Consider the following 23,031-nt stretch of genomic DNA (forward strand, 5'->3'; position numbering starts at 1 on the left):
CTCCGTTGGAAAATGCGTGCTCATCCGCAGCCGGGCGCGGTGAACCAGCGCCGAACCGCCCCCGGAGTGGCCACGAAATGGTCCCTGGCGAACCGTACAGCGGCTGCGACTGGATCCGGATCGCCGCCGATGTTTTCCATGCGGGACAGCGCCGCCGGCAAAGCCTCTCCAGCGGCTTCGATGGCCGCCTGCACATCGGCGCCGGATAGCGCCGCCGACGGCATGAAGCGGCCGCCGTACTGCATAAGAAAGCCCCGCGCCCACATCTCCTGGAAAAAGCCGTGGCCAAGTTCGGCGTTGGCAAATACGACATCGAACATAGTCGGCCAGGCGAATGCCCATGCCGCGACCTGCTGTCTGGCGAAGACCTCGTTAAGCCCCTTGATCAGTTGATCGCCAACCTCGCGCATCCGGGCCAGCACGGTCCCGTCGCGCAGCGCGTGCAGGGTGCTCAGTGCGGCTGCGAACGGGGTAACCTCGCGCTGGTAAGTGTTGCCCATGTATGTCTTCTCGGCGGCGGCGAGCACGTCCGCGCGCCCCGCGACCGCGGACAGTGCCATTCCATTGGCCAATCCTTTGCTTAGCGTGATCAGGTCGGGCGTGAGGCCGACCGCCATGTGGTAGCCGCCAATGCCGTAGCGGAATCCGGTCATCACCTCGTCAAGGATGAGCAAGGCGCCGTGCCGATGCACCAGCCTTTGCAATTCCTGATGGTATTCGGGCGGAAAGAAGTTGACTTCCGGAGTGATGATCACCGCGGCGACGCGCTGGACACTTGCCAGCTCGTCGAGCAAGTCCAGATTGTAGCGGAAATCCACGCTGTCTCGATCCCGATTGGGCAACCCCATCTCGGGCCGGTCCTGCAACTGCCAGTCGTGCCAGCCATGATATCCGCTGGTAAGCACATGGTTCAGGCCTGTGAACGCGCGGGCAAGGCGGACGGCGGCGGTGGTCGCACACGATCCTGTGCGGAAGAACATTGAACGTTCCGCGACGGGGAAGATCTCCGCCAACCGCTCCGCCAATTCGACCCGATGCACGGACAGGGGGCCGGGCAATATGCCGCCAGTACGGCGCATCTCGGCGGCTGCGTGCTCCACGACCGGCTCGTATCCGGCTCCTAGCGGCGCAGCTCCACTACAGGAGGTTAGATCGACATATTGCCTTCCATTGATGTCCCATGCATGCGCACCCGAAGCGCGCGTCATTACGACCGGAAAACGCCTGTTGAGATCCCACTTCTCCGACGCGGTGACGCGCAACGCACGGCGTAGTGGTGATCCGCGCGCGTCGGTCACGGCCGCAGGAGCAGTCGGGGTGGCGATGGACATGAGCCGTCTCCGTTTGATAATCATGCCCTTAGGCGAGCTGCGTGACTATTCTTCGAGCGATCCGTAACGCGTTCGCCTGAATGGTGAATGTCGGATTGACGCCTCCCGAATAGGGAAAGAAGCCGCCATCCGCGACGTAAAGATTGTCGATGTCATGTACCCGGCCCCAGCGGTCGACCACGGATTGGGTCGGGTCGACACCGGCACGGCAGCCGCCATGCAGGTGTCCGCTGCCAAACTGATAATTGGAGTCCTGATACTCGACCTGTTTCGCCCCGGCCTCCGACAGCACGTTCGACGCACGTCGGCACAAATAGCCTAATCGACGTATGTCCAGCGGATGGGTCCGGTAATCGAGAATGATCTTCGGCAAACCCAGCCGGTCCAGGCTGGTAGCCAGTCGGACCGCATTGTTCCGCATCGGCTGGTCGGCCGCCAGGAAATGCAGCCGTAGTGTTATTTTCCCGTCGCAGTCCGTGCGCTCAACCCGACTTGCTTCGTAGATCATTCCGCCGAGTCCCGAAGGAGCCTCGTCGTCCAGGTAGTGATCGGAAATCGCAACGGTGGAGAATGGGCCACCGGCGGGGCGTGCGGGCATTGCATCTATTGCGGTGCTGCCGGACACGTAGCCGCTGATCTTGAACGAGATACCACTACCGACCATGCCGGAGGCGTTGCCGATGCCGTTGGGCGCCGCCCGCTGAGCCGACCTTAGCAGCAGGGCGGCAGACTGCACTGCATTGCCGGCGAGCACCACGCAGCGGCAGCGGATCCGAGCGCGTTGTCGGCTGAGAGTATCCAGCCATTCCACGGAATCCGCGCGGCTGACGTTAGCCAGGTCGATGCGCACTGCCTTGCTGCCGGGTGCAACTGTCAGCGCGCCGGGCGGAAGGGCGACATCCGTGAATGGCGAGCGTGCGTCGGCCCGCGCGCCGGTAGGACACAGATGCTCGTTGCAAGCTCCGTTGCAATGGCAGGCTGGCCGGCCGCGATAGGGTACGGAGTTGATAGCCAATGGGGTGGGAAACGGTAACTGGCCGAGGCGCCCGGCGGCATCGGCGATCAGCCGCCCCTTCGCGCTGTAATCATGCGGGGGCAGAACGGGAGGATCGCTCGGTGGTTCGAACCGGTCTGCGCCGGCCAGGCGGGCCACTCCCATGCGCCGTTCTAGCTCGTCGTAAAACGGACGTAGTTCGGCGTAATTGATCGGCCAGGTAGGGTCAAGCGCGTCTCCGGCCACGCGCGCTCGCGCGTCAAAATCGGTGGTCCGATAGCGGAAGGCTATTCCGGCGTACAAAGTCATTCCGCCACCGAGCGCGCACGCGGTCCAGGGACGTCCAAACGGCGTCAACGTATCTTCCGCAGACTTCACCAGCGCGGTATCCATACTATCTTGGACGCTCGCCAGCGAGGCGTCGGGAGGAAGCGCCCGACCTTCCTCGAGGAGGAGCACTCGCAAACCGTGCTGGGCGATCTCGTAAGCAACGGTCGAGCCGCTCGCACCACTCCCGATTACGCATACATCAACGATATCGGCCCTCATGATCCCGCCCTTAGCAACAAATATCGACGATGCGCAATCAAAGCCCCATTCATCAGTGACCGGCTGCCTGAGACAGCTGCCGTAGTGAACGCGCAGCAGTTGTACGATTACCCAAGACTGTCCGGTGTGGTTTCGCTCAGCTGATCATCTCCCGAGTATCATCGTGAACTACCGCAAGATCGTACAATGTGACGTTACGTACGATTCAAGGCCATCCAAGCCGCAACCGCATGAATATGACTAATGGTTCTTCAGAAGCCGCGAGACCATCGAATAGAATTATGGGATCAGGCAGGCAGTTGTCCGGTCCAGCTAACCTGCGTCCCTGGTGTGATGAGCGGCGCTCGCGAGTTTCTTGGATTAAGGCCATGCGGCTCGCGTTTTGCAGACCAAGGCTATCGAATCTCCCGAATTCTTCGCAACCCACCAAGCGCCGGGTGGCAGAAACACCAAAGCCGCACATCATGCGGAAAAAAAGCCCGGCCTCATTTCGAGGGCCGGGCGGAAGTCAGTCTGGGCGCACGAGGCTGCTGAGCGTCGCGCCAGCTCCCGTCGACAGAGGGAGGGCTGCCGACGGTTGTTTGCGGCGAAGCGTTCACCGCAAATTCTAGAAAGGATCGATGTCGAATAGTCTGGTGTTGTTTCTCTTTTACCAAGTCGATATTCACCGAATGCACGGACGCCCGGATCATCTGTTCATCGTCACTCATCTGATCGGCATGATTTCGAAGATCCTCCTAGAGCAGCGCCGACCTCATGGGTATCGTTGTCACGCCTCTGGCCGAGCGGCCCCGCCAGATCGCCCGGGACCCTTCGCGTCCTGCTTTGAAATGCTACAACGTGACGCTAGGTGCGAATCAAGTCGCTTGAGCTGCGGCGTGCACCATGAAAATCCACCCGATCTCTCGCGGGCAGCTAAGTAATGCGCGCGATCCGCAAGGGTGCATGTCGCATCTGCTTAGGTGCATGGGGTTTGTACCACGTGAACATTGAGCGATTTCTCCGGCTCGATTTGTCGTACTCTCCGCAGAGGCCTCTACAGCGACGAAGCTTCGTGACGGTAACCTCAGGCTGGTCGCAGGCCGCAACTGCGTGCAAATAATTCGAGCCAACACCAACCTGACAAACGCGACTGCAAGTCGAATAGATTCGGAGCGGGTCGGCACTGGGGCGTTCGTCGATTTGCTTTGGCGCGAAGAGTGCGCAGACCCCAGGCAATTCAGCGCAGGAGATATGAGGGGCGGAATTCCGCTAGCAATTCGAGCCGATCGCGCTGAAGAAGATCGACAGCATGGCCGTTCCATTCAATAAGCCTTCTGTGCCGAAGCTCCTGGATTGTCCGGTTTACATGCACGGTCGAAAGGCCGCATGCATCGGCGATGTCTTGCTGTGTGAAAGGGACATGAAGGCGACCATTGTCCAGCAGCCCCACGAGCTCAAGCCGCGCGGCAATCTCGCAAAGAAGATGCGAAAGTCGAGGCAGCGCCTCTGGGGAGCCAATCTTTTCGATGCATTCGCGATAGATAGCCGAGTGAATCAGCGTCTCTCGCCAAAATGCGTGGGTGAGCCCAGCGGACCTTGCAGAGACATCCTTGAGGTATGAGTGAGGCACAAGGACAATAGTGCTCGTGCCAATGCTGCAGAGATCGCGATCCATTTCCGGCAGGTGAAGAGTATGCAAATCTAGGATATTCCCCGGTACATAGAAGGACGTTATCTGATTTCGATCGGACGCCACTCTTTGACGAGACAGAAAGCCACCGATCACGACGCCACAGCTGAGAGGCCGGTTTCCCTGGCGCGCCAAGTACTCGCCATTCGCAAAACGTTTGATGGTGTGCGGCATGTTTTCGAGCCGAGCTCGTTCTTGGGAGCGCAATCCCGCCAACGCACAGCCGCAGTCGCCCAAAGCGACCAGATGTCAATGTTCAGGAAGGCTTTGCTGACGTCGGCTCAACTGACATCTTTCGTATCGCAAACAAACTCAATTCCCACCATGGAGTTGGCGACGCAATCGCGCGGCGTAGTCGGTGCGAGTGCGAGTGTGGTCACCGCTCAATCAAGGAAGGAACGGACATTTCGCGAGATAGGACTGCGCGCATGATGTGGACCTCCGCTGCACCGAAGAGCCTTCGATAACTATGGAGTATGACCGCGAAAGGTCCCAACGAAGCGGCGATCGAAGCGGCCCAGCATAGAGCATGGTTTCCAGGTTGGTGGATCGCGGATCAGCCGGGGGCAATTGAGGTCGCCGCGCAAGCCCGGACTCGAAGAAGAACAAAGTTCGATCGCGGCCCCTCATGCCAGGCAGGGAGATTCTGTACGATACGCTCAGATCTGTAGCTGCGATGGCACACTGACCGAGATGGCGATATCGTTTGATCGTTTCGTACGGTGTTTATCCACGTAAAAATACGGGCTTTCTGGCATTGTGCGGGGGTACGATATGTTTTAGCTGTCGTTCGTGACTACCTGCTCGGATTGAGGTCCAACATGAATCATGCGGCTGGGGACCGCTATGAAGTATCGAAAGTGACAGAAGAAGAATGTGAGTTGGCGCGGTGCAGGCAGGAAATAGCGCGTCTCAAAGATCTGGTTGTGCAGCTTTCTCAACTGGTCTTGCGGCACGTCGCGGAAGTTACTGAGGATCAAAAGCCGCGGTCTAGGTGAGTCGCTTGGGCGTATGAGATGAATGACAGAGGATCGCAGTTGGACTTTCAATTGTCATCGGCGGCGCGGCCTCCCCGGGGGAGGGAGGGCGGCCCCGCCCTTGATTTCTATGGGGCGGGGCCGCGTAATTGCCGGTCGAGCATCTTCGTGGAACGATGAGTGCCTGAGCTAACGCGCGTCGCGCGGTCCGATAGTCGAAACTCTCCATAAGCCGAAACCGATGACCGCAGTCCGGCGAGCGACACCTCTCGTGCTCGCCACAAAAGATCTGCCTAGGGCCAAGTGACCAGCTGCCATTGAGTCCAGCCCGTGAGCATTGAACCCGTGGCAGACTATGCGTCCGGGAATAGGATCAACACTGCGCATGGGCGTGCCCGCTTTGGACCGATGGCGGTCTGCGGACACCAAGCCGCTCGATGGCGCGCTTTGATATCCCCGCTGGATCGCCAACCCCGCTTACGCCGACCTCGATGACCTTTTTGCGATGATTCCGGCGATAGGATCGTCTCAATCAACCAGGCAGAGCGAGCGCAGGGTCCGAGCATAGGCCGAGCTCAGACATTCAATTTCTTCCGGCCGCAGCTTGCTGTCTTAGCAATCGAACGGCATTACCGTCCGACCCTCCGTGGGGACGCTGACTTTGATGTCTCGCGCCAGGATGCGTCAGAATGCGGTCGGGTCAGTCTCGCTGTAGCCGCCTTTGTCGTCCCACCTATAAATGACATAGTCGAGCTGCTTGATGTCTCCTTTGGCGTCGTATTCCAGTGTGCCGATCACAGTGTCCCAAGAGCCCGCTTTGATCGTGTCCATCACCTTCTTTGGGTCGATGGTGCCGACTTTGGTTGCGGCTTGCATCCAGACCTGCACCGCAGCGTAAGTATAAAGCGTGTAGCCTTCGGGATCGATGTTCTTGGCCTTGAATTTATCGACGATCGCAGCTGCTGTCGACTTCTTGCGCGGGTCGGGTCCGAAGGTGAAGAGCGTACCTGCTCCAGTTGCGCCGGTGATAGAGGCAAATTCCTTGTCAGCCAAGGCGTCACCCGACATGAGTACGGTCTTCAGGCCCTGATCGCGCATCTGGCGCAAGATAAGGCCTGCTTCCTGATGATAGCCGCCGACATAGACGAGTTCGATATTGTCATGCTTCAGTCGCGAGACAATTGCATTGAAATCCTTGTCGCCCTTGTTATAGGACTCGTACATCTTCTCAGTGATGCCGGCCTTGTTGAGTGCTTTCTTCGTCTCGTCGGCGAGTCCCTTACCATAAGTGGTCTTGTCATTCAGAATTGCGATGTTCTTGCCGCCGAAGTGCTTCGTGATGTACCGGGCGGCAACCTGCCCCTGCTGGTCGTCGCGGCCGCAGACGCGTGCCACGTTCCATAGCTTGCGCTCGGTGAATAGTGGGTTGGTCGAGGCCGGCGTAATCTGCAGCACGCCGCCATCCGCATAGGCTTCCGAGGCTGGGATCGATGACGAAGAGCAAAAGTGCCCAGCAACGAACGGGATCTTAGCGGCAGCGACCTTTTCCGCTACCGATCGCGCCTGCTTGGGATCGCAGGCATCATCCTCGATGTCGAGGGCGAGCTTCTTGCCGAGTACGCCGCCTGAAGCGTTGATCTGCTCTACCGCCATCTCGGCACCGTTCTTCATTTGCCGCCCGAAGGCGGACTCGCCCCCGGTTATTGGCCCGGCGACCGCGATGGTGATTTCCTCAGCCAACGCCGCGGTGGACATTGCAATCGATGCTCCAAGTGCAAAGCCGATCAGCTTGAGTGATTTCATGGGGCGGTCCTCACAGGGTGAACACAACGGCGAGTAAGCTCGAGCAGAGCAGGGCGACCCCGGCGGCGGTTAGTGCCAGGAAGCCACCAGATATCAAGTCATGATCGCGCATCAAACTGTTCGATTGCACCGCCACGAGCGAGCAGGAACCGACCTTGACTTGATGAGACCAGGTTCGGGGGACCGCTCATCGCTCAGAAACAATACATGACGATGTCGTTCCCGCAGGGCAACGAGCCGACGCGCACGGGAGCAGGCAACGAGAACGTACACAACCTTCGTCCAGTCTCATCTTCGCCGCGCGTCCGATCCCATACCGCCCACCAGCTCAGTGGCAGGATTGTCTTGCCGGACACTAACTGAACAGAGCGTTTATGAAAGGACTAGATCAGTCCGGAACGTACGGAGCTTGCCGCGTCTGAAGCGCCACCACTTGAGACCAAGCGCTCGGCTGAGCCGAAAGCAGAGACGGTCGTTCAGGTCGTGCGCGAACCTTGTCCCTTGGGGAGCGTAGAAGCACTTCATGCTCCGACAGCCTGATCGCCTCGATAGCGCGAGCCAGGCAACCAGCACGGCTTCAAATGAAGGCAAAGACGAGCAAGCTCGAGCAGAGTAGCGCGAAGCTGGTTGCGGTCAGCGCGAGGAGGCTACCGGAGACAAGGTCATGATTGCCCATGAATCACCCTCGAATGTACCTAAGAAGAGACCGGAGCGGCAGTTCGTCACTTTGAGTTTCGCAAGCAAGCTATGCGCTTTTGATTGTGCTATTTCTGCGTCGCCCGGGTTGCGCTGCATTTTTGCGGCGTTATTCGGCCGTACTTTGTTGAAGTTCGGCAGGAGAAGAGCAGAACGAGTTTCGGAATGACCAGAAAAACGCCTTGGGTGGAACCGAGGTTCGTAACCCGGGAAATTGCGTGTCTGCCGACAGCACGTCGTGAGCACGACGTATTGCTGGATCAGCTCGGCGACGCGGCCAAAATGCTGGAAATGTACGGCTAGCCGACTACGAAGCCACCGAAGGTGCAGCAAGCGTGAGTTTTGAAAAAGAGTGGACAAAAGCCCGGCCCTTTCGTCGCTCTCGACGGAAATCTCCCCGCGATTGTCGCTTTCTCGGTCCGACGCTCCCGCAGATTTTCGCGAGAGCAATGTACAGAGCGTCCATATTGGGTACCTTCTTTCGTGTGACGCGCGTCGATTGCTGTCGTCGGGCCCAACCCTGCCAGCAAGCTGGGTCACTTGATGGTGCGGAGCGGCCGGCTACGGAGTGCCTTTGGCGGGTTTGCGATTTCGGCTCCCATTTCACCGGTCGCGCGCTCGGTCGTGTCGTCGTTCGAGCGCACCGAGCCGAACGGCCTTTCCAGCATGCGACGGACCCGTACCGGCGCAGGGCCGACATGGAAGTGAATGGCCCGCTGCTCTAGTGTGCGTTCCGATCGCGTGGAGCGGTTCCGCGAACGCAAGTAGTCGAGCCAGGTCGGACAGTGATAGCGCTCGGTCCACAATTCCGGATCGGCAATATCCCGCGCAATCGACCAGCCGTAGGGCGCCGTTGCGCTGACGAGACAATTGAACGTCTTGCATCACATTATGAAACGCTCTCGCATTCTCCTGTGCAACGCGGTATTCGATCTCGACGACGAGCGGGCCGCTGCGTCCGGTCAAGGCGAGTCGTACCTCGGGATCGGCGAGCGGCTCAGGCTCTTCACCGCGTGCGCCGATACGGGGCATGGGCAGCCAATGGCCGATGAGTGGTGAGGCGAGCATCAGGCCGGCCGCCACCAGCAGCGCGGTTTCGACGCCGGCCGCGTCGGTCAGACGGCCCCAACCCCAGCTGCCGACGGCAATTCCGCCTGAGCTCGCCGCCTGATAGGCTGCAAGCGAGCGTCCGGCCACCCAGCGCGGCGCCGACAGCTGCACCCCAATGTTGAATACCGCCCACACCATCATCCACACAGCCCCCGCCAGGACGAGTGCTGCTGCGGTCAACACCGGTTCGCGGCTGAGCGCAACCGCAGCGATTGCCGCGCCCATGGACAGCGCACAGGCGCGGATCGCCGCCTCGCCGCTCAACCGCCGGCGCAGTTCGGTGATATTCAATGCGCCGACCACCGCACCCAGACCAAAGGCGCCAAGCATGATGCCGTAGGTTTGGGCGTCGCCATGCAAGAGATCGCGTGCTACCAGCGGCATTAGAGCGGTGATTGCACCGCCAACGATGCCGGTCACCAGACTGCGGGTGAGCACAATCTTGATCGACGGTGAATTGCTGATATAGCGTACGCCAGACACCATCGCCCGGCTCAATCTTTCAGGCGGCAGGCGCGGGGGCGTGCTGATACGTTTCCAGAGCAACAACGCGATCATCAGCGGCAGATAGAGCAACGTGTTGAGCGCAAATGCCGCCACCACACCCCCGGTTGCCACCACGACCCCGCCGATTGCCGGACCTACACTCCGCGCAATGTTGTAGCTGATGCCATTCAGTGCGATGGCCGCAGGCAGTTGTGCTTCCAGCGGAACTTGTTCACTAACCGACGATTGCCAGGCGGGCCCCATCAGCGCCATACCACTGCCGACAACGAGGCAAAGCATCAGCAAGAGGTTTGGCGTGGCCAAGCCAAGCCAGGCGACGAGCGTCAACCCGGTCGCCCCGACGAGCGCCAATCCAAGGGAGGCCACCGCCACGATACGGCGGTCATACATATCCGCGATCGCCCCGGCTGGCATCGAAATCAACATCACTGGCAGTAAGAGTGCAGTCTGCACCAACGCGACCTTGTCAGCCGACGACGTCATCTGCGTCATAGCCCAGGCGGCACCAACGCCTTGAATCAAGATACCGACATTAGACAAGAGGCTCGCAAGCCAGATGCGCCTGAAGGTCGCGTGCCGCAGCGGCGCCGTGATGCCGTCGACACTATGCGTCTGGGCTTTGGGTGAATCGGTCATATCAACTCATGATGATGTACCATGATTTGATCTTGGTAGGGATCACAAGGAAGTTCCTGCCGCGATATCGCGTTCAGATCCTGACGTGGCCGTGAAATCAGATGCTTCGATCGCGTTTGATTGAAAGTGATCGACTGCCTCCGTCGCCTTCCGCCTCACAGCAAAGGCAGCGCCGCAAAAAGCAGGAATAGTCTCCACCACCGGCGTGCTCTCCAAGCAATAGAATCACCTTTCATCGTGCCGCAGTAGACGCTAAAGATCGAAGGCCTGCCTCATACCTATTCGCTCCAGCGCACTTGCTTGCATGGTGTTATTGATAGAGTGGGCTGCGCTGGCAGCTGCAAACTTTGTACGAATCGGACAAACGCGCGGGATCTCTAAAGCGCGAAACAATTTGCGTCGCGAGAAGCCGAACGACCGAAACGCGATCTCGCCGAAGTTCTCAGCTGCGCAGTGATTGACGGAGACTATTATCGCTTGCCAAGTGGTTTCCCGTCAGTGTGGAGCATTGGAGGCCATCGCCAGGAGGTATCGGGTTCTGGATCGAGCCTCCGTGCGCCTATTTCGCGCCGTACGTGGAACAACGTTTCCAACCGCAGCCCCGCTGTGGTCATCGGTTTGGGAGCGATTACGCGCTGCAAAGCAGATGCGTGTATTGTTCCTGCAGCCAGCTCAAGCACATTCGGTTCAATGTCTACTCGGCACCTGCGTGTGGCAGGGCATTCAGGCAGCAACATACGGTTCGCGCCGCATCCCGCGATCCGCCGTTTGTCGTCTTCTGCAGAGCTTCTCTTCCCTGCCGGTCGTCGCCTTGAGCCGACAATGGGCCCGGCCAGCGCGCAGTATCACCTGCCCCAATTTCATCGGGGCGCCAACGAGCACGTATGCCATTCAACCGTCGGTTCGCTGGACGGATATAGTCACCGCTCTCACAGGAGGCGCGAACGATGATCGCGCCGGTGTCGCATGGCGGTCGCCCATCGGCGCCGCATAAAACCTCCGGCCGCAGCGCGCGACCGGAGGTTTTGCCGATGAGGGGGCGCGTTATTGATGCTTGCCGCTTGTCGGCGCGCCGCTGGTTGCGGAGCCGCCGGCTATCCCCTTGTGCGCGGCGGTCCCGGTGGTGCCCGCTGAACCCTTGGTGTCCCTGGTCGATTTCGTCGACTTCGTGCCGGCCGTTTGACTCGCGGCGCGGGGTTCAGGAGACGAATCCTCATCGTCGCTCATGCCGCCCTGTACGCTCTCTGCGCCGTTGCGACCCTTGGTGTCGGCTGAGAGGCCTTGCGCGAGCACAGGGCCCGCAAGCAAGGCCGTAAGGGCGCATGCGATCACAGAGGTCTTCGCTAACTTCATCCATGTCTCCTGGATTGATTGTTTTGCGACGGAACGATTCGGTGATTCCCCGCGCCATTCGCCCTCCACCGGACCGGTCATATCGCGTCAACAATGCGAACGGCGCGATTGTCATAACAATCCGCTTCGTGTGGTCATGGTTTAGTTATTTTCGGGCCATTTCGCGGAATTGCTCGTCTTACTTGCGGCGGCACAGACCACGCAGGCGTCGCATCGATCGAAGCTGCTTGCGGTGACGTAGCACATGCTGCCGAGGCTCATCCCACATCCCGGCATCCGGCGTAGCCGAGCTCAAGCGAATATTTTGTTCTGACCATGCGCATGAAAACCGTCCCAAGCTCTCAGCATCGCACGAAATGATCCGATCTGAGGCCAAGATGACGCACTCTGTCGAGAAGCTGGATTATTTGTACCTTGCGTACGGTCTTTGTGGGAGCATTCTTAACCGCCGTGGATTCTACATGTACATGACTGAACCGTGACAACAAGTTCTCTGCAAAGCATCGGCATTGACAGACGAGGGCTGCCACCCGGAACGTTGCAAGCTGGAGAATGCGCGTTTCAAAGAGCTGGTTGTGTCGCCATCTAAAACTGTCTTGCGCGACATCGTAAACGTGCGGAAGACCAGAACGCCTTGAGTCTATGGCACAGCTTGGCTTACCGCTTTAGGGCAAGGGGCCATGCTCCACTCTCAATCTCTCGCAGGGCGGGGGCGGGGCCATTTACCGCGCGGGGTACAAAAAATGCACGCCAGGAGAGGGACCATGGCCGACCACCTGCCCGCCGTCATCGACGCACTGGACTGTTCGAAAAGTACAGCTCACAAGCGGGCGTTCAGCACGCGGCCGACGCTTTGGCCTCCCTTGGTCGACCCCAAGGAGCGGCCCTTGGTCAAGAATGCGATTCTGGCGCGACTTTCCTTGCAAGACCTAGCGGCAATAGGGGAGACGCTCGAGCCGATCACCATCAAAAAAGGCATGGCTCTGCATGAGCCGAATAAGCATGTCGAGCACGTCTACTTCATAGAGTCGGGTCTCGCTTCGCTGAGAATTGTCACGGCGGGAAGCATGCTGGAAGCGGCAGTCGTAGGATATCGGGGGGTGGTCGGCGCTTCATTCTTGTGGGGAGGGCACCTTTCGACGCATCAATCGGTCGCGCTCTTTGCCGGAAGCGCGCGGCGGGTCCATGTCGAGGATTTGCGTCGAGTGACAAAGGAACGCCCTGAGATCCGAAAGCATCTCTTTGGGTACATCCAAGCTCTGACGTTTCAGTGCGTTCAGACAGGATTGTGCGGAGTTCGGCATGATCGCGAACAGCGGCTCGCCTCCTGGCTCTGTTTGGCAAGTGATGCTATGGACGCCCGTATGCTGCCGGTTACCTATGACTATCTTTCCGAAGCCTTCGGATTGCGCCGTGAGACGCTTGGCCGATTCGAAGAACACGGGCTTATTCGCAAGATGCGCGGTGCTTTGCAGATTGATGATCGCAAGTCCCTCGAGCAGAAGGCTTGCTGTTGCTATAAGCTTGTCTCGAGCGCTTATGCCTCTTCAGTTCATTGTCTTGAGACGAGTGGATTCCTTGGGACAGTCCATCCGTCAACCTCTAAGAGAGGCCCGCCTGGGTGATTTAGGCACAAGGTGCTGACTCTATTGTGGGCAGCAACTGCACCAGCCTTCGCAACCTCTGATGACCGGGTTGCTGCGCTGGTTTGCGACGGCGGCATTTGGACTGGGGAACCATAAGCTCGGTCATGATGTGTCAAAGACCTGATCGGAGGTGGTCAATCCTCGGGCTGAAGGTCCGAATGAGATGCTTGGATAGGTAACGAGGTTGTTGCCACGGCGCATGAGCACGACATAGATCTCGTCCCGGGGCATTGGAAGGAATCCTGGTTGCTATCCTCCAGCTTTTTCCTCGCAGACGGCTAGTGGCGCAACCTGCGCGGTCCCGCGCATCCATTTTGGAAGTTGGAGCAATCATGTCCCGATTCGAAAAGCTCGCCCTCTTTGTCGACGGTCCCAACCTCCACGCTACCTCCAAGGCGCTGGGCTTCGAGATCGACTACAAGCGCCTGCTCGAGGAGTATCGAAGGCGGGGCCCGTTGCTGAGGGCGTTCTATTACACGGCAATTGCTGAGGATCAGGAGTATTCGTCGATCCGGCCACTCATCGACTGGCTGGACTATAACGGCTACACCGTCGTCACCAAGGCAACCAAGGAGTTCCTCGACGCTAGCGGTCGGCGTAAGGTGAAGGGCAACATGAACATCGAGCTGGCAGTCGATGCCATGGAACTCGCCGAGCATATCGACCAGATGGTCCTATTCTCGGGTGACGGCGACTTCCGTTCGTTGGTTAAAGCGGTGCAGCGCCGCGGCGTCAGTGTCACCGTCATCTCCACCATTGCGATCCAGCCGCCGATGATCGCAGACGAGCTTCGCCGGCAGGCGGACGAATTTATTGAACTAGCGCAGCTGAAGTCGAAGCTGGGGTGCGATCCGACTGAACGGCTCGGGCCCACGACAGGTGCCGGCAAGCCAGAGGCAGCCAGCGCAGAATAGCGCATGCGGTGATGCGGTCCAGACTGATGGCAAGTGGCCGTGATGCCGAGCGGCGCGTCGGCTCCATCCAACAGCTCCTCGGACCTGTTCATGTTGTTTGTAGATGCCGATGCCATCCGCTCGCAACGCCGGCATCAGCGGCGCTTGTTGCGGCCTAACGCGCTGTTCTCGACAGCATGCCCTCGCGCATCCTCAGATGGGACTGAACATGGCGTCGGCCGCGCTCTGCACCGGCTGCCCCGCTGCGCCGGACCAGTGGTCGGATTGTCGTAATTCACTGCCAAGCCTCATCAAGCAGCACTGCAGCCAGAGTCTTTCCTGCTTCTCGTGCCTGCTACATCGAAACAGTGTTTCAGTATATGCGCGCATGCGGAATCGGTAAAGCAATCGGCAGAAATGACAGGCCATGTGCTGCTCCTGGACCATTTTAGATTTCGCCAGCGAGACGCTTTTCATCGCATAATTGTCTTCACTGAGCGCGATGTTTGAATGCAATTTGGTGCCCGGTGACGCTTGAAATCGGCCTTGTAGCGCCTATTTCGGTGGTTTTCATCCTACGAATCGCGGTTCACGACATAGAGCCGCGGTCAGCAAATTCGATCTCCGCCATGGAAATCTATAGTAGAGCCAGAGCTGGAAGCGGATGACAGGCAGGGATCTGACGAAGATCAAGTCGATCTCGTGCCGCACCCGGTGTTATTCGACGATCAAGTCGCCGTCTTAGATGCCGCGAGTCGTGCAAGCCACGATGAAAGCGTCCAGCAGGCTTTGAAGACTTTCGACGTCTACCAACAACCTGTCCGATTCTTTGCGTTCTGTTGTGCCGAGCGCATAGGATTCGCGTAGACGCCTGGCGTGGTTCACCCTTTCGCGACCCTTCGCGGCTCGCTTTTCGACAAACTCTAGCTGCGCGGGGGCATGACGGAGCTTGTCCAACTCGCCGAGCAACAACTTCGTGACCGTCTGTCTCTCATGATGGGTAAGGTCAGTGCCGTAGAGCACGCTGAGATAGCGATCAATGTTGGCACGCGCGACGTACCCGTACATGTCGCCGGTCCCCTGTGCCCGGGAAGGACCCCAGTGTGAGTAGAAGATTGTTGTACCGCCCCGTGGCATCGAGCACTAACAATTGCTTACTGCTTGAGCCCGCCATTGCGGAACGGCTCGACTATTCGCGTCCGATAACCATGACGCGGACGCTTCAGGATGTACTCTTGTGGTCCCTTTGAGCACGTCGACGGTGACAGCAATGTGAATTCGTCCGTTTCGTACAAAGCTGGCAGCCGTGTTCCGGACGATGCACATCAGGCAACGGCGCGACTGCGTTTGCGAATACGAAGTTCGGGCGTGGTCTGGTCTACGATGAATTTGGCCACTCGCATATCACTTTGGCTGAACCGCGCAATGGGTGACATCTGAACAGGCACAGCACGCCGACTAAATTTACGAAAACGATAATACAATCTGCGCGGTCATCTGTTACGATGCATTCTGAGATACCAAACATGAGATTGGCCGCGCCACATGCAGGTGCGCGGCTGTCGTGACGCGTGCCAAGGAGATCGGTGATTTGACGCGCCAAGATTGGGTATGGCGCTAGCGAGCGCCGGGGGTGCGGAACGCGCACTTATGATACAATTCGATCACGATGGCCGAGCGAACGCGTATTTGTCCGTTCTGTACGAAGTTTGCGCACGCATGCGGATACGCAATCTGCGAATAGCTGCGCGAGGGGGAATAATCCCCATCGATCGCGCCGGCACGCTCGTTTTGCTGGCTCATTCACGTTATGGAACGAAGTCAAGGACGCGCGTTTAGTGATGCCGCTGAGCGAGCATGGCTCGCTTGGTCGCGACGGCCTGAATTGTGAGCCAGCCGAACATGAAGCTTGTTCGCCGGACTCCGGTCCCTCTGTCGATGGACTGGAGGCGCCCTGGTTCTTCGGCCGGTGCGATTCGATTTTCTTGCAGGTCTGTCGCGTCTAGGTGACACAATCCAACATCCGTGCCACGAAGGCTCGATTGATCGCGCCCTGCTGCGGGCGGTAGGGATAATTGATCAATGAATACGCCGCTCAATGGGTATGTCGCAGCCCTGGAAGCCTTGAACGAAGACGATCGGCAGCGCGGCCTGAAGCCGCGCACAGGGACCGATTTTGCTTCAAACGATTATCTGGCGCTGGCGAGCGCGCCTCGTATGAAGAAAGCCCTGTGCACGGCGCTGGATGCCGGCACGCCAATAGGAGCTGGTGGGTCACGGCTCCTCCGCGGTAATTGCGAGGAGCACGAAGCTCTCGAAGCTGACGCCGCGCGGTTCTTCCGAGCGCAGACAGCGCTGTTCTTCAGCAGCGGTTACATCGCAAATTTCGCTGTTCTGACGACGTTGCCGCAGCAGGGCGATTTGCTTGTTCTCGATTCGCTCGTACATGCCAGCATTCATGAAGGCGCACGAGCGGGCCGAGCCCAGGTCCGGATATGCCCTCATAATGACCCCCAGTCGGTCGAAGACACGATTGGCGACTGGCGCGCCAAGGGCGGGACGGGACGCGTCTGGATCGTGGTGGAGAGTCTCTACAGTATGGACGGAGACTTCGCGCCGCTTCAAGATCTGGTCGCGATCGCCGAGCGCTACGAGGCGTTCCTGGTCGTGGACGAGGCTCATGCCACAGGTGTTTACGGCCAGCAGGGACGGGGGCTCACCGCGCCCTATGAGGGGCGCGAAAATCTTTTGGTGGTCCACACCTGCGGCAAGGCGCTGGGCGCGGCGGGCGCGCTTGTCACGGCTTCCGGCGTATTGCGCGACTTCATGGTCAATCGGTGCCGTCCATTCATTTTCGCCACCGCTCCATCACCGCTGATGGCGGTCGCGGTACGCGAGGCAATCTCAATTCTGCAGGAGGAACCTGAGCGGCAACGACGTCTGATCGACCTGATCGACTTCACACATCAGCAGCTCGTTGTGTGCGGTCGCGCGAGCTCCTCGAACTCGCAGATCATTCCCTATGTTGTGGGCGACAACGCCCGCGCGATGCGACTCGCCTCCGCACTCCAGGCGCGGGGCTTTGATATTCGAGGGATAAGGCCGCCGACGGTGCCCGTGGGAACGGCACGGTTGCGGATCTCGCTGACACTTAACGTCGGGCAAGATGATGTATCCGACATGATCGACGCGCTGGTCGAAGAAACCTGGGGACAGGTGCAATGAGGCCGCGCATCATGCGGCTCATGTCAAAGGCGCGCTCGACGCACGCAGATGCTCCTTCTTGAATGGAGCCCTTTGGAAATCAGATTGGCAAGGCTCACCTGTGCGGGGCCACCGGCGCTTCCGGTAGCATTCTCACGAGTCCATCGATCCTTCAATGCCAGGCTCAAGGCGTGTAGGCGAAGGCGCAGAAGGCCGCGTTCCAGCCGGTGATCGCAACCGTTGCGTGCAAGAAAGTTACGGCTTATGCCGGAGCCAAAGCAATGGTCTTAATAAAGATCCAGCGATACTGCGTTTACGAGACCGGCGATCGCTTCGTTAGTTGATGAAGGAGAAAGACCATCCGATGCCGTCGCGAGCAACAGTGTTCCTCACATCAGCGGGCTGGGCAGCCGTCGTGGCTGTAATTCTGCTGTATGTCATTTTTAGCCCCAGCTGAGCCGGGGACGCCTCAACCGGACGATCCGTATCGATTCCATGACGAATGATCCGACGAGGATATTGTTGCTTAAATTCTCGCCGAGACCGCGCTTAGATCCGACCATATATCGCAGCGCATTTCTGCGGCTTCAGTCAACCGGGTTGGCGAGGGAATGAACGATGGCGCGGACACTGTCCGTCGCGGACGATCGATGCCCGCAAGGCGCGGCTCTCCGATATCGTTCAAGAGACAGGCGCCAAGACGATCCATTATCTCTAAGACGTCGGCGACAGCTGGGACCATATGATCAAATTCAAAAAATGGTTCGACAACGCGACGATAGAGGGACTTCCTCGAGCCCGCGCGTCGTTGTCCGAAGACGTCTGCGGTACGCCAGGCTACGCCGACTACCTTGAGGGCATCGGCGACCCTACTCATCCAGGACATGAAACTATGCGCCTGTGGGGACCCTAACAGTTCGATCCGAGCGTCGTCGAGCGGAAGACGCTCGAGGCCGCCGTCAACGCACTGTCCGGATTTTAGAAGCCGGGCGTCGCTCCACGCGGCTCAAATTGACGTCAAACGTCAATCAAGGGACCGCAGAGCTACGCTTGCGGCTCGACCGAAGGCGCGTTAGACGTTCAGACAATGCGAAGGTGCCAGCGTCAGTTCAGCAGATCGACCTTGCCGGTGTCGAGCCGGTACAGACCCCCGACTACCTTTAGTCTGTTCTGCTCAACTGCCGCCTTCAGAACCGGGTCCGCCGATTTAAGTTTGTCAACGTTATCGATTACGTTCTGCCGGATGGCATTGGCGAACGCATCACCGGTTTGCTGTCGGGATTCCCGTACCGCAGGCGCAAGCGCAGCGACGAGGGACGGAATATGTCCTGGCGACGGCTTGTCGTCGTTGAGCGACTTTATCGTGGCGTCTATCGCGCCGCAATGATCGTGACCGAGTACCAGGATCAATGGCGTTTTCAGCACAGCGACCGCATATTCCATGCTGGCGATCGTGTCATCGTTGGCAAAATTGCCGGCGAGGCGGCAGACAAATAGGTCACCAAGTCCGCTGTCGAAGGCAAGTTCAGGCGCTATGCGAGAATCGGCGCAGCTCAGAACCGCCGCATATGGATTTTGTCCATCGACCAAAACCTGACGCTCGTGCTTGAAATCGCCGCCTCGTGATATGCCTTGGACAAACCGGTCATTGCCTTCGACGAGGCGCCTGAGCGCGCCATCCGGCGCAAGGATATTATCCGGCTTGGGTGGCCTTTTTGCTTCCTTGGCGTCAACTATGTTGTCGCCAAGCCGCATGCCAACCGCCGAAAATGCCAACAGCGACAGCAAAAGTGACCGACGCGTAGGCTTTTTCATGAGCGCGCTAGATATATTCGGGGAATGGTGGGCATGCATGTGTCGCCTCATCGCGCGGCTTTACGCCATCCCGTGGCTTCAGCTTCCGCTTCGCTGCAGAGCCAGCGTTCACCCTGCTTCTTTGTCATGTCGATTTGTGTATAACCGAATTGCCCGGGCAAGTGATAGATGCGCTCGCCGTTGCCGCTCACGGTGCCTTTTATCAGACACTCGGGCGAGGGCGGGTCCGATAGCAAAGCGGATCCGAGCAGGAGCTCCTGGGCATCGGTTGGTACCGAGCTCGCGCCAATGATGATCGTTCCCTTGTTGCGGCGACGCCAATCCCAAGGCGTGATAAACGCCCCCGACCATAGGCCGGCATAGGCATGGCTCGCCACAACCTCATAGACGGCGTAGACATGGATATTTCGACCCCATGACAGTGCCCAACCCGAGCGTACCATCCACGCGTTCACGTCTTCGCCTTCGATGAAGCAGCTCCCGAGTGACCTGCCGTATTCGTCTCGCCCGGTGGTATGACAATCCCAACTTCGTCCGTTCGAATGCTTGATAAGTTCATCGCGAGCAACTATGCCACAAGTCCATTTCTGACCGTGGGCGTCGAGGCAAATCTGATCCGTCTCCGGCGCGTCGATGCCCGAGAGCCGAATTTTAGTTTGCTCGATCTCAATCGTATTGCCGTCGACGATGCGCGGAGGGCCGCTGAGTTTCGCTGCGCAGGCCGGAGATGTGATGGCCGCGAGCAATACAGCCATCATTGCGCGCAGTTTCATCCCGACAACCTTTCTCTTGGTCCATCCGCTCAGCACCACGTGCAATCCGGCGTCGCTACATTCGACTGCTTGATCGCGCCATGTCTGTTATTTGACCTGTGTTGCATCATTCGACGTCGGTTAGTGAAAGCTTGGTTGTGATTTCCAACCTACGCCCTGACGTGACGTGAGGTTCAAGTGATTTCTTCCAGTATGGGCGAGCCAAGAGCTGGCACGGGTTCGCCTCATCCGATGTCGACAAGCCCCGCGACACCGTAGCCCTCGCCCCAGGCAATCTGGAGAATAGGTATTTGGATGTCGGTTATCGGATCTTCTCGCGAAGAATGGTCGGCGATAGCAAAGCCCTCGGACGCGTCGAAGGTGCGGTCGTTCTACTTCTTGGTGGAATTCTCGAGCTCCCGTCGGGAGCGCGGCCCCGAGAGGCGCTGTGGCCGATCGGATTGGAGCGCTTCGGGCCACCGCTTCTCATCGCCGGAAGGATCGATCCCGATGGCGCCGATTTGTCCCAGACGTCTCCGCGCTATCTGGGCATCCCGCCCAAAGAGACGGATCGCATCCGATTCCGGCGGCCAGCCGCCTACCTTCTCACTCGAAAAGCTCGCGAGCTTCAACAGACATGTTGCCGAAGCAGATCCAGATCGAGACGAAGATGTACGTGGGTGGATATCCCTCTCTCGCCGCCCAGCAGGCCGCGGGAACGGCCACGACTTTTTCGGTCGCGGGTGGGATCTTGCTGAATTGCTTGTGCGCAACGGTCTTGCGTTGAATTGCCCGAATATTCGGAAGGGCAGATACCACGAAGCTCAGCACGAGGTGCGCGTGGCCCAGGTAGCTGGGAGGGCAGCTATGTCGAGCCGATGGCTTGAATGCGCCGCCTGTCTGGACGAATTCCCATCCCAGGCGCAGCCAGTGCGAGGCATCGATCCACAACATGCGTCATCGCACTCAGGCAGCCTGCTCTGGTGCAGTTTGGGCGACTCACGTACGCATCGTTCTCAAGCACCTCACTGCGCAATAGGAACGAAATGGTTGCAGCCAGCCGTGAATTGCCGGTCTCTTGTTACGGGCTTGAAGTGGACGGCCGACTCAAAGCCGAATTTACCACGAGAGATGGCGCCCGCGCGGGTGGAGAAGAATTAAAGAAGCGCTTTCCTATGCTTCAGATCAGGATTTATGACGCGCAGACGAATGCACATGAGGAAATCTAGATCTTCCGTCTCCATTCTGTGGTCCATCCATCGCGGATGGCTGCGGAGCTCCTCGCCGGGGGTACTCGGGAAAGGGGCCCGCCGCCATGAAGAATGACGGCGTCGCTATCACTGCCCCGTTCCCGGGTACCCATTTAACCGGTCTCGTCGCTGCACTCGGTCCCGCGTGCCGCCTTCGGCGTCGCTATGCTCACGCTCCTGCGGGTGCCATTTTGCGTTGAGGCGATGCGCTACGCGCACGCCTGATCAAGAGGCCCCGGCGAATTCCCCTGCAACATGGGATTTAAAGATGGCCGCGCCGCAGATTGCGTCCGCTCACCGCACGTGTGCGGGCCGGGCCAAGCCGGCTCTCGTAAGCTGGTACGTCGTCGCCTGGTCATGGTATCGAGTCTCTAGCGGATTGGGCCGCTAGCAACGGTGCTGCCTGCCTTTGTCCTGTGACGAGATGCGAGAGAGGCTGCCGGTCTGTTGCAAAGACAGATCAGCACAGGTCAACGCTTCCGAGTGCGTGTGCTTTGGCTGCTGCTCAGAGCTGCTCAGCGCGCCAAGGACGTGCGTCGCGATCTTGCTCCGTGCGATCATTGACTGAGGCCCTTCGCGCCTTCTCTCTTGTTTCTCGTTCATTTGGCTCGATCCGATCGAACCAGGAGCCTGGAGGAAAGGCCGCGATACGCTTGGCAAGGAAAGATTGCGGCTGCCAATCCTGTTCTTCGCGCTTCTCGAAAGTGATGACGCCGTTGTGGGTAAAATAGCGGGGGCCCGGAATCTTACAGTTCACCAAAAGCAAAACGCGCCACAGATCACCCTTCGCTGTCGGCTTGTCATTCGATTTCGCCACGTAATCCACCACAACGGGCTCAATGATATCGCAGCGGCCGCGCCGCAGAAGAATGCCGAGCTTGCCTCGTGCGGTCGTCACGAAGTTAAAGTTAACAGGATCGTGCAGAAAGCGAAGATTTGCGTCCCTTTCGCCATCAGTGACTTCACTGGCAATCAACGAGAGGGCAAAGGCGCGCCAACCCAATTCAATCGGCTTTGCATATGGCGACGCAAGTCTGATCGTTCCGTCGGTCGCGATCTTCCAAGTGATTGCGTACTGTTCGTCTGATTTGTTATCTTGGTGCCTGGTCCAGGAAAAGTACACATACTCTGTTCGGTCAATCCCTTCGGCTACTCCCCACGAGCGAGGGACGAAGTGAGCCACCTTCGAGACCTTGGAGATGATTTGTTCTATGGTCTCGCCGTCTTGCGCTCGCCACGTTGACTTGACCCTTTCGACGAGAGCGCTGTCGTTGGCACGAACATTGTTGTTCGTCGCTGCCAGCCCGGCCAGGCAAATCAGCGATCGAGCGAAACAGAACCAGAATACGCGCGTTCCAGCCATTCTCTTCATTGCTGCCGGCCCATCTGGTTCTCATCCACGCGTCAATTCCAAAGAGGACAATCTTCAACGTGCCTGCGAGATCGTTGGAAGTTAGCGGCAACGTGACGCGAGCACCTGCTGATGTCCCGCGCGAGCAGGCGCGTCCCTCGATGTCACGCGCCGCTAACCTCAGTGGTCAGCCAAAGCGTCAACTTGCAATGCTGGACCTGCCCAGGAGGAGAAGCCTGGGCGAGCGAAGACTTGCATTCTTCGTGCCAGGCAATTGGCACCAGATTTGTGCCGCCTCTGTCGACTTCCCGACCTGCTTACCTCATTTATGTCGCCATTAAGCCTGTTCGCGGCGACTTTCGACTTTAATGGCTGATTCCTGTCACGCGCTGCATCTTCGAGCAACGCAGTTGGGAAGCCTTGCTGCCGGAAGCCTGACGACAGTTGGGTGCAGGATTGCCGCCATCGAACCATGTGGTCGGAGGTCGTTGT

General features: G+C 58.7%; 16 protein-coding genes and 1 pseudogene. 6 read left to right on the plus strand and 11 right to left on the minus strand.

The features are described from left to right. Positions 1 to 20: 20 nt before the first annotated feature. From ACVINW_RS20135 to ACVINW_RS20150, 4 genes are all read right to left on the minus strand, one after another. Complete coding sequence (locus ACVINW_RS20135; protein ID WP_456752891.1) at positions 21 to 1,331, minus strand: aminotransferase class III-fold pyridoxal phosphate-dependent enzyme; 1,311 nt, start codon at positions 1,329 to 1,331, stop codon at positions 21 to 23. Positions 1,332 to 1,359: 28 nt separating this feature from the next. Beyond that, positions 1,360 to 2,874: an FAD-dependent oxidoreductase gene (locus ACVINW_RS20140; protein WP_456752892.1), complete on the minus strand. Its 1,515-nt coding sequence runs from the start codon at positions 2,872 to 2,874 to the stop codon at positions 1,360 to 1,362. 1,219 nt (positions 2,875 to 4,093) lie between these two features. After that, a complete protein-coding gene (locus ACVINW_RS20145) occupies positions 4,094 to 4,720 on the minus strand; it encodes a Crp/Fnr family transcriptional regulator (protein ID WP_456752893.1) in 627 nt (208 codons plus the stop codon). 1,487 nt (positions 4,721 to 6,207) lie between these two features. Then, positions 6,208 to 7,326 carry a branched-chain amino acid ABC transporter substrate-binding protein gene (locus ACVINW_RS20150; RefSeq protein WP_456752894.1) on the minus strand — a complete coding sequence of 373 codons (1,119 nt, stop codon included), beginning with the start codon at positions 7,324 to 7,326 and terminating at the stop codon, positions 6,208 to 6,210. A gap of 861 nt (positions 7,327 to 8,187) precedes the next feature. On the opposite strand from ACVINW_RS20150, the gene ACVINW_RS20155 reads away from it, so the two are divergent. After that, entirely contained in the window at positions 8,188 to 8,325 is a 138-nt protein-coding gene (locus ACVINW_RS20155; RefSeq protein ID WP_456752895.1) for a hypothetical protein, read from the plus strand. Positions 8,326 to 8,558: 233 nt separating this feature from the next. Here the strand turns inward: ACVINW_RS20155 and ACVINW_RS20160 are convergent. Together ACVINW_RS20160 and ACVINW_RS20165 are read right to left on the minus strand one after the other, a co-directional pair. After that, positions 8,559 to 10,275 (minus strand): annotated as a pseudogene (locus ACVINW_RS20160) (MFS transporter). A gap of 1,044 nt (positions 10,276 to 11,319) precedes the next feature. After that, the gene (locus tag ACVINW_RS20165) at positions 11,320 to 11,628 is read right to left on the minus strand and encodes a hypothetical protein (RefSeq protein WP_456752896.1); all 309 of its coding nucleotides are present in this window, start codon (positions 11,626 to 11,628) and stop codon (positions 11,320 to 11,322) included. A 764-nt stretch (positions 11,629 to 12,392) separates the two neighbouring features. Here ACVINW_RS20165 and ACVINW_RS20170 point away from each other — a divergent pair. Both ACVINW_RS20170 and ACVINW_RS20175 read left to right on the plus strand, forming a co-directional pair. Further along, complete coding sequence (locus tag ACVINW_RS20170; protein ID WP_456752897.1) at positions 12,393 to 13,253, plus strand: Crp/Fnr family transcriptional regulator; 861 nt, start codon at positions 12,393 to 12,395, stop codon at positions 13,251 to 13,253. 353 nt (positions 13,254 to 13,606) lie between these two features. After that, on the plus strand, positions 13,607 to 14,188 hold the full coding sequence (locus ACVINW_RS20175; protein ID WP_456752898.1) for a LabA-like NYN domain-containing protein: 582 nt from the start codon (positions 13,607 to 13,609) through the stop codon (positions 14,186 to 14,188). Positions 14,189 to 14,908: 720 nt separating this feature from the next. Here the strand turns inward: ACVINW_RS20175 and ACVINW_RS20180 are convergent. Continuing rightward, positions 14,909 to 15,235: a hypothetical protein gene (locus ACVINW_RS20180; protein WP_456752899.1), complete on the minus strand. Its 327-nt coding sequence runs from the start codon at positions 15,233 to 15,235 to the stop codon at positions 14,909 to 14,911. A gap of 1,014 nt (positions 15,236 to 16,249) precedes the next feature. On the opposite strand from ACVINW_RS20180, the gene ACVINW_RS20185 reads away from it, so the two are divergent. Then, a complete protein-coding gene (locus ACVINW_RS20185) occupies positions 16,250 to 17,392 on the plus strand; it encodes an 8-amino-7-oxononanoate synthase (protein WP_456752900.1) in 1,143 nt (380 codons plus the stop codon). 721 nt (positions 17,393 to 18,113) lie between these two features. Beyond that, entirely contained in the window at positions 18,114 to 18,284 is a 171-nt protein-coding gene (locus ACVINW_RS20190) for an IS1096 element passenger TnpR family protein (RefSeq protein ID WP_456752901.1), read from the plus strand. A 191-nt stretch (positions 18,285 to 18,475) separates the two neighbouring features. Here ACVINW_RS20190 and ACVINW_RS20195 read toward each other — a convergent pair whose 3' ends face one another. The 3 genes from ACVINW_RS20195 to ACVINW_RS20205 all read right to left on the minus strand — a co-directional run bounded on the left by ACVINW_RS20195 (position 18,476) and on the right by ACVINW_RS20205 (position 20,892). Then, entirely contained in the window at positions 18,476 to 19,225 is a 750-nt protein-coding gene (locus ACVINW_RS20195; protein WP_456752902.1) for a carbonic anhydrase, read from the minus strand. Positions 19,226 to 19,233: 8 nt separating this feature from the next. Next, a complete protein-coding gene (locus ACVINW_RS20200) occupies positions 19,234 to 19,959 on the minus strand; it encodes a thermonuclease family protein (protein ID WP_456752903.1) in 726 nt (241 codons plus the stop codon). Between the two features lie 585 nt (positions 19,960 to 20,544). After that, positions 20,545 to 20,892: a hypothetical protein gene (locus ACVINW_RS20205; RefSeq protein WP_456752904.1), complete on the minus strand. Its 348-nt coding sequence runs from the start codon at positions 20,890 to 20,892 to the stop codon at positions 20,545 to 20,547. Between the two features lie 92 nt (positions 20,893 to 20,984). Between ACVINW_RS20205 and ACVINW_RS20210 the strand changes: the two genes are divergently transcribed. After that, entirely contained in the window at positions 20,985 to 21,167 is a 183-nt protein-coding gene (locus ACVINW_RS20210) for a hypothetical protein (RefSeq protein WP_456752905.1), read from the plus strand. Positions 21,168 to 21,693: 526 nt separating this feature from the next. Here ACVINW_RS20210 and ACVINW_RS20215 read toward each other — a convergent pair. Next, positions 21,694 to 22,551: a nodulate formation efficiency C protein gene (locus tag ACVINW_RS20215; RefSeq protein ID WP_456752906.1), complete on the minus strand. Its 858-nt coding sequence runs from the start codon at positions 22,549 to 22,551 to the stop codon at positions 21,694 to 21,696. Positions 22,552 to 23,031 lie beyond the last annotated feature (480 nt).

Source organism: Bradyrhizobium sp. USDA 4461 (genome assembly GCF_054055655.1).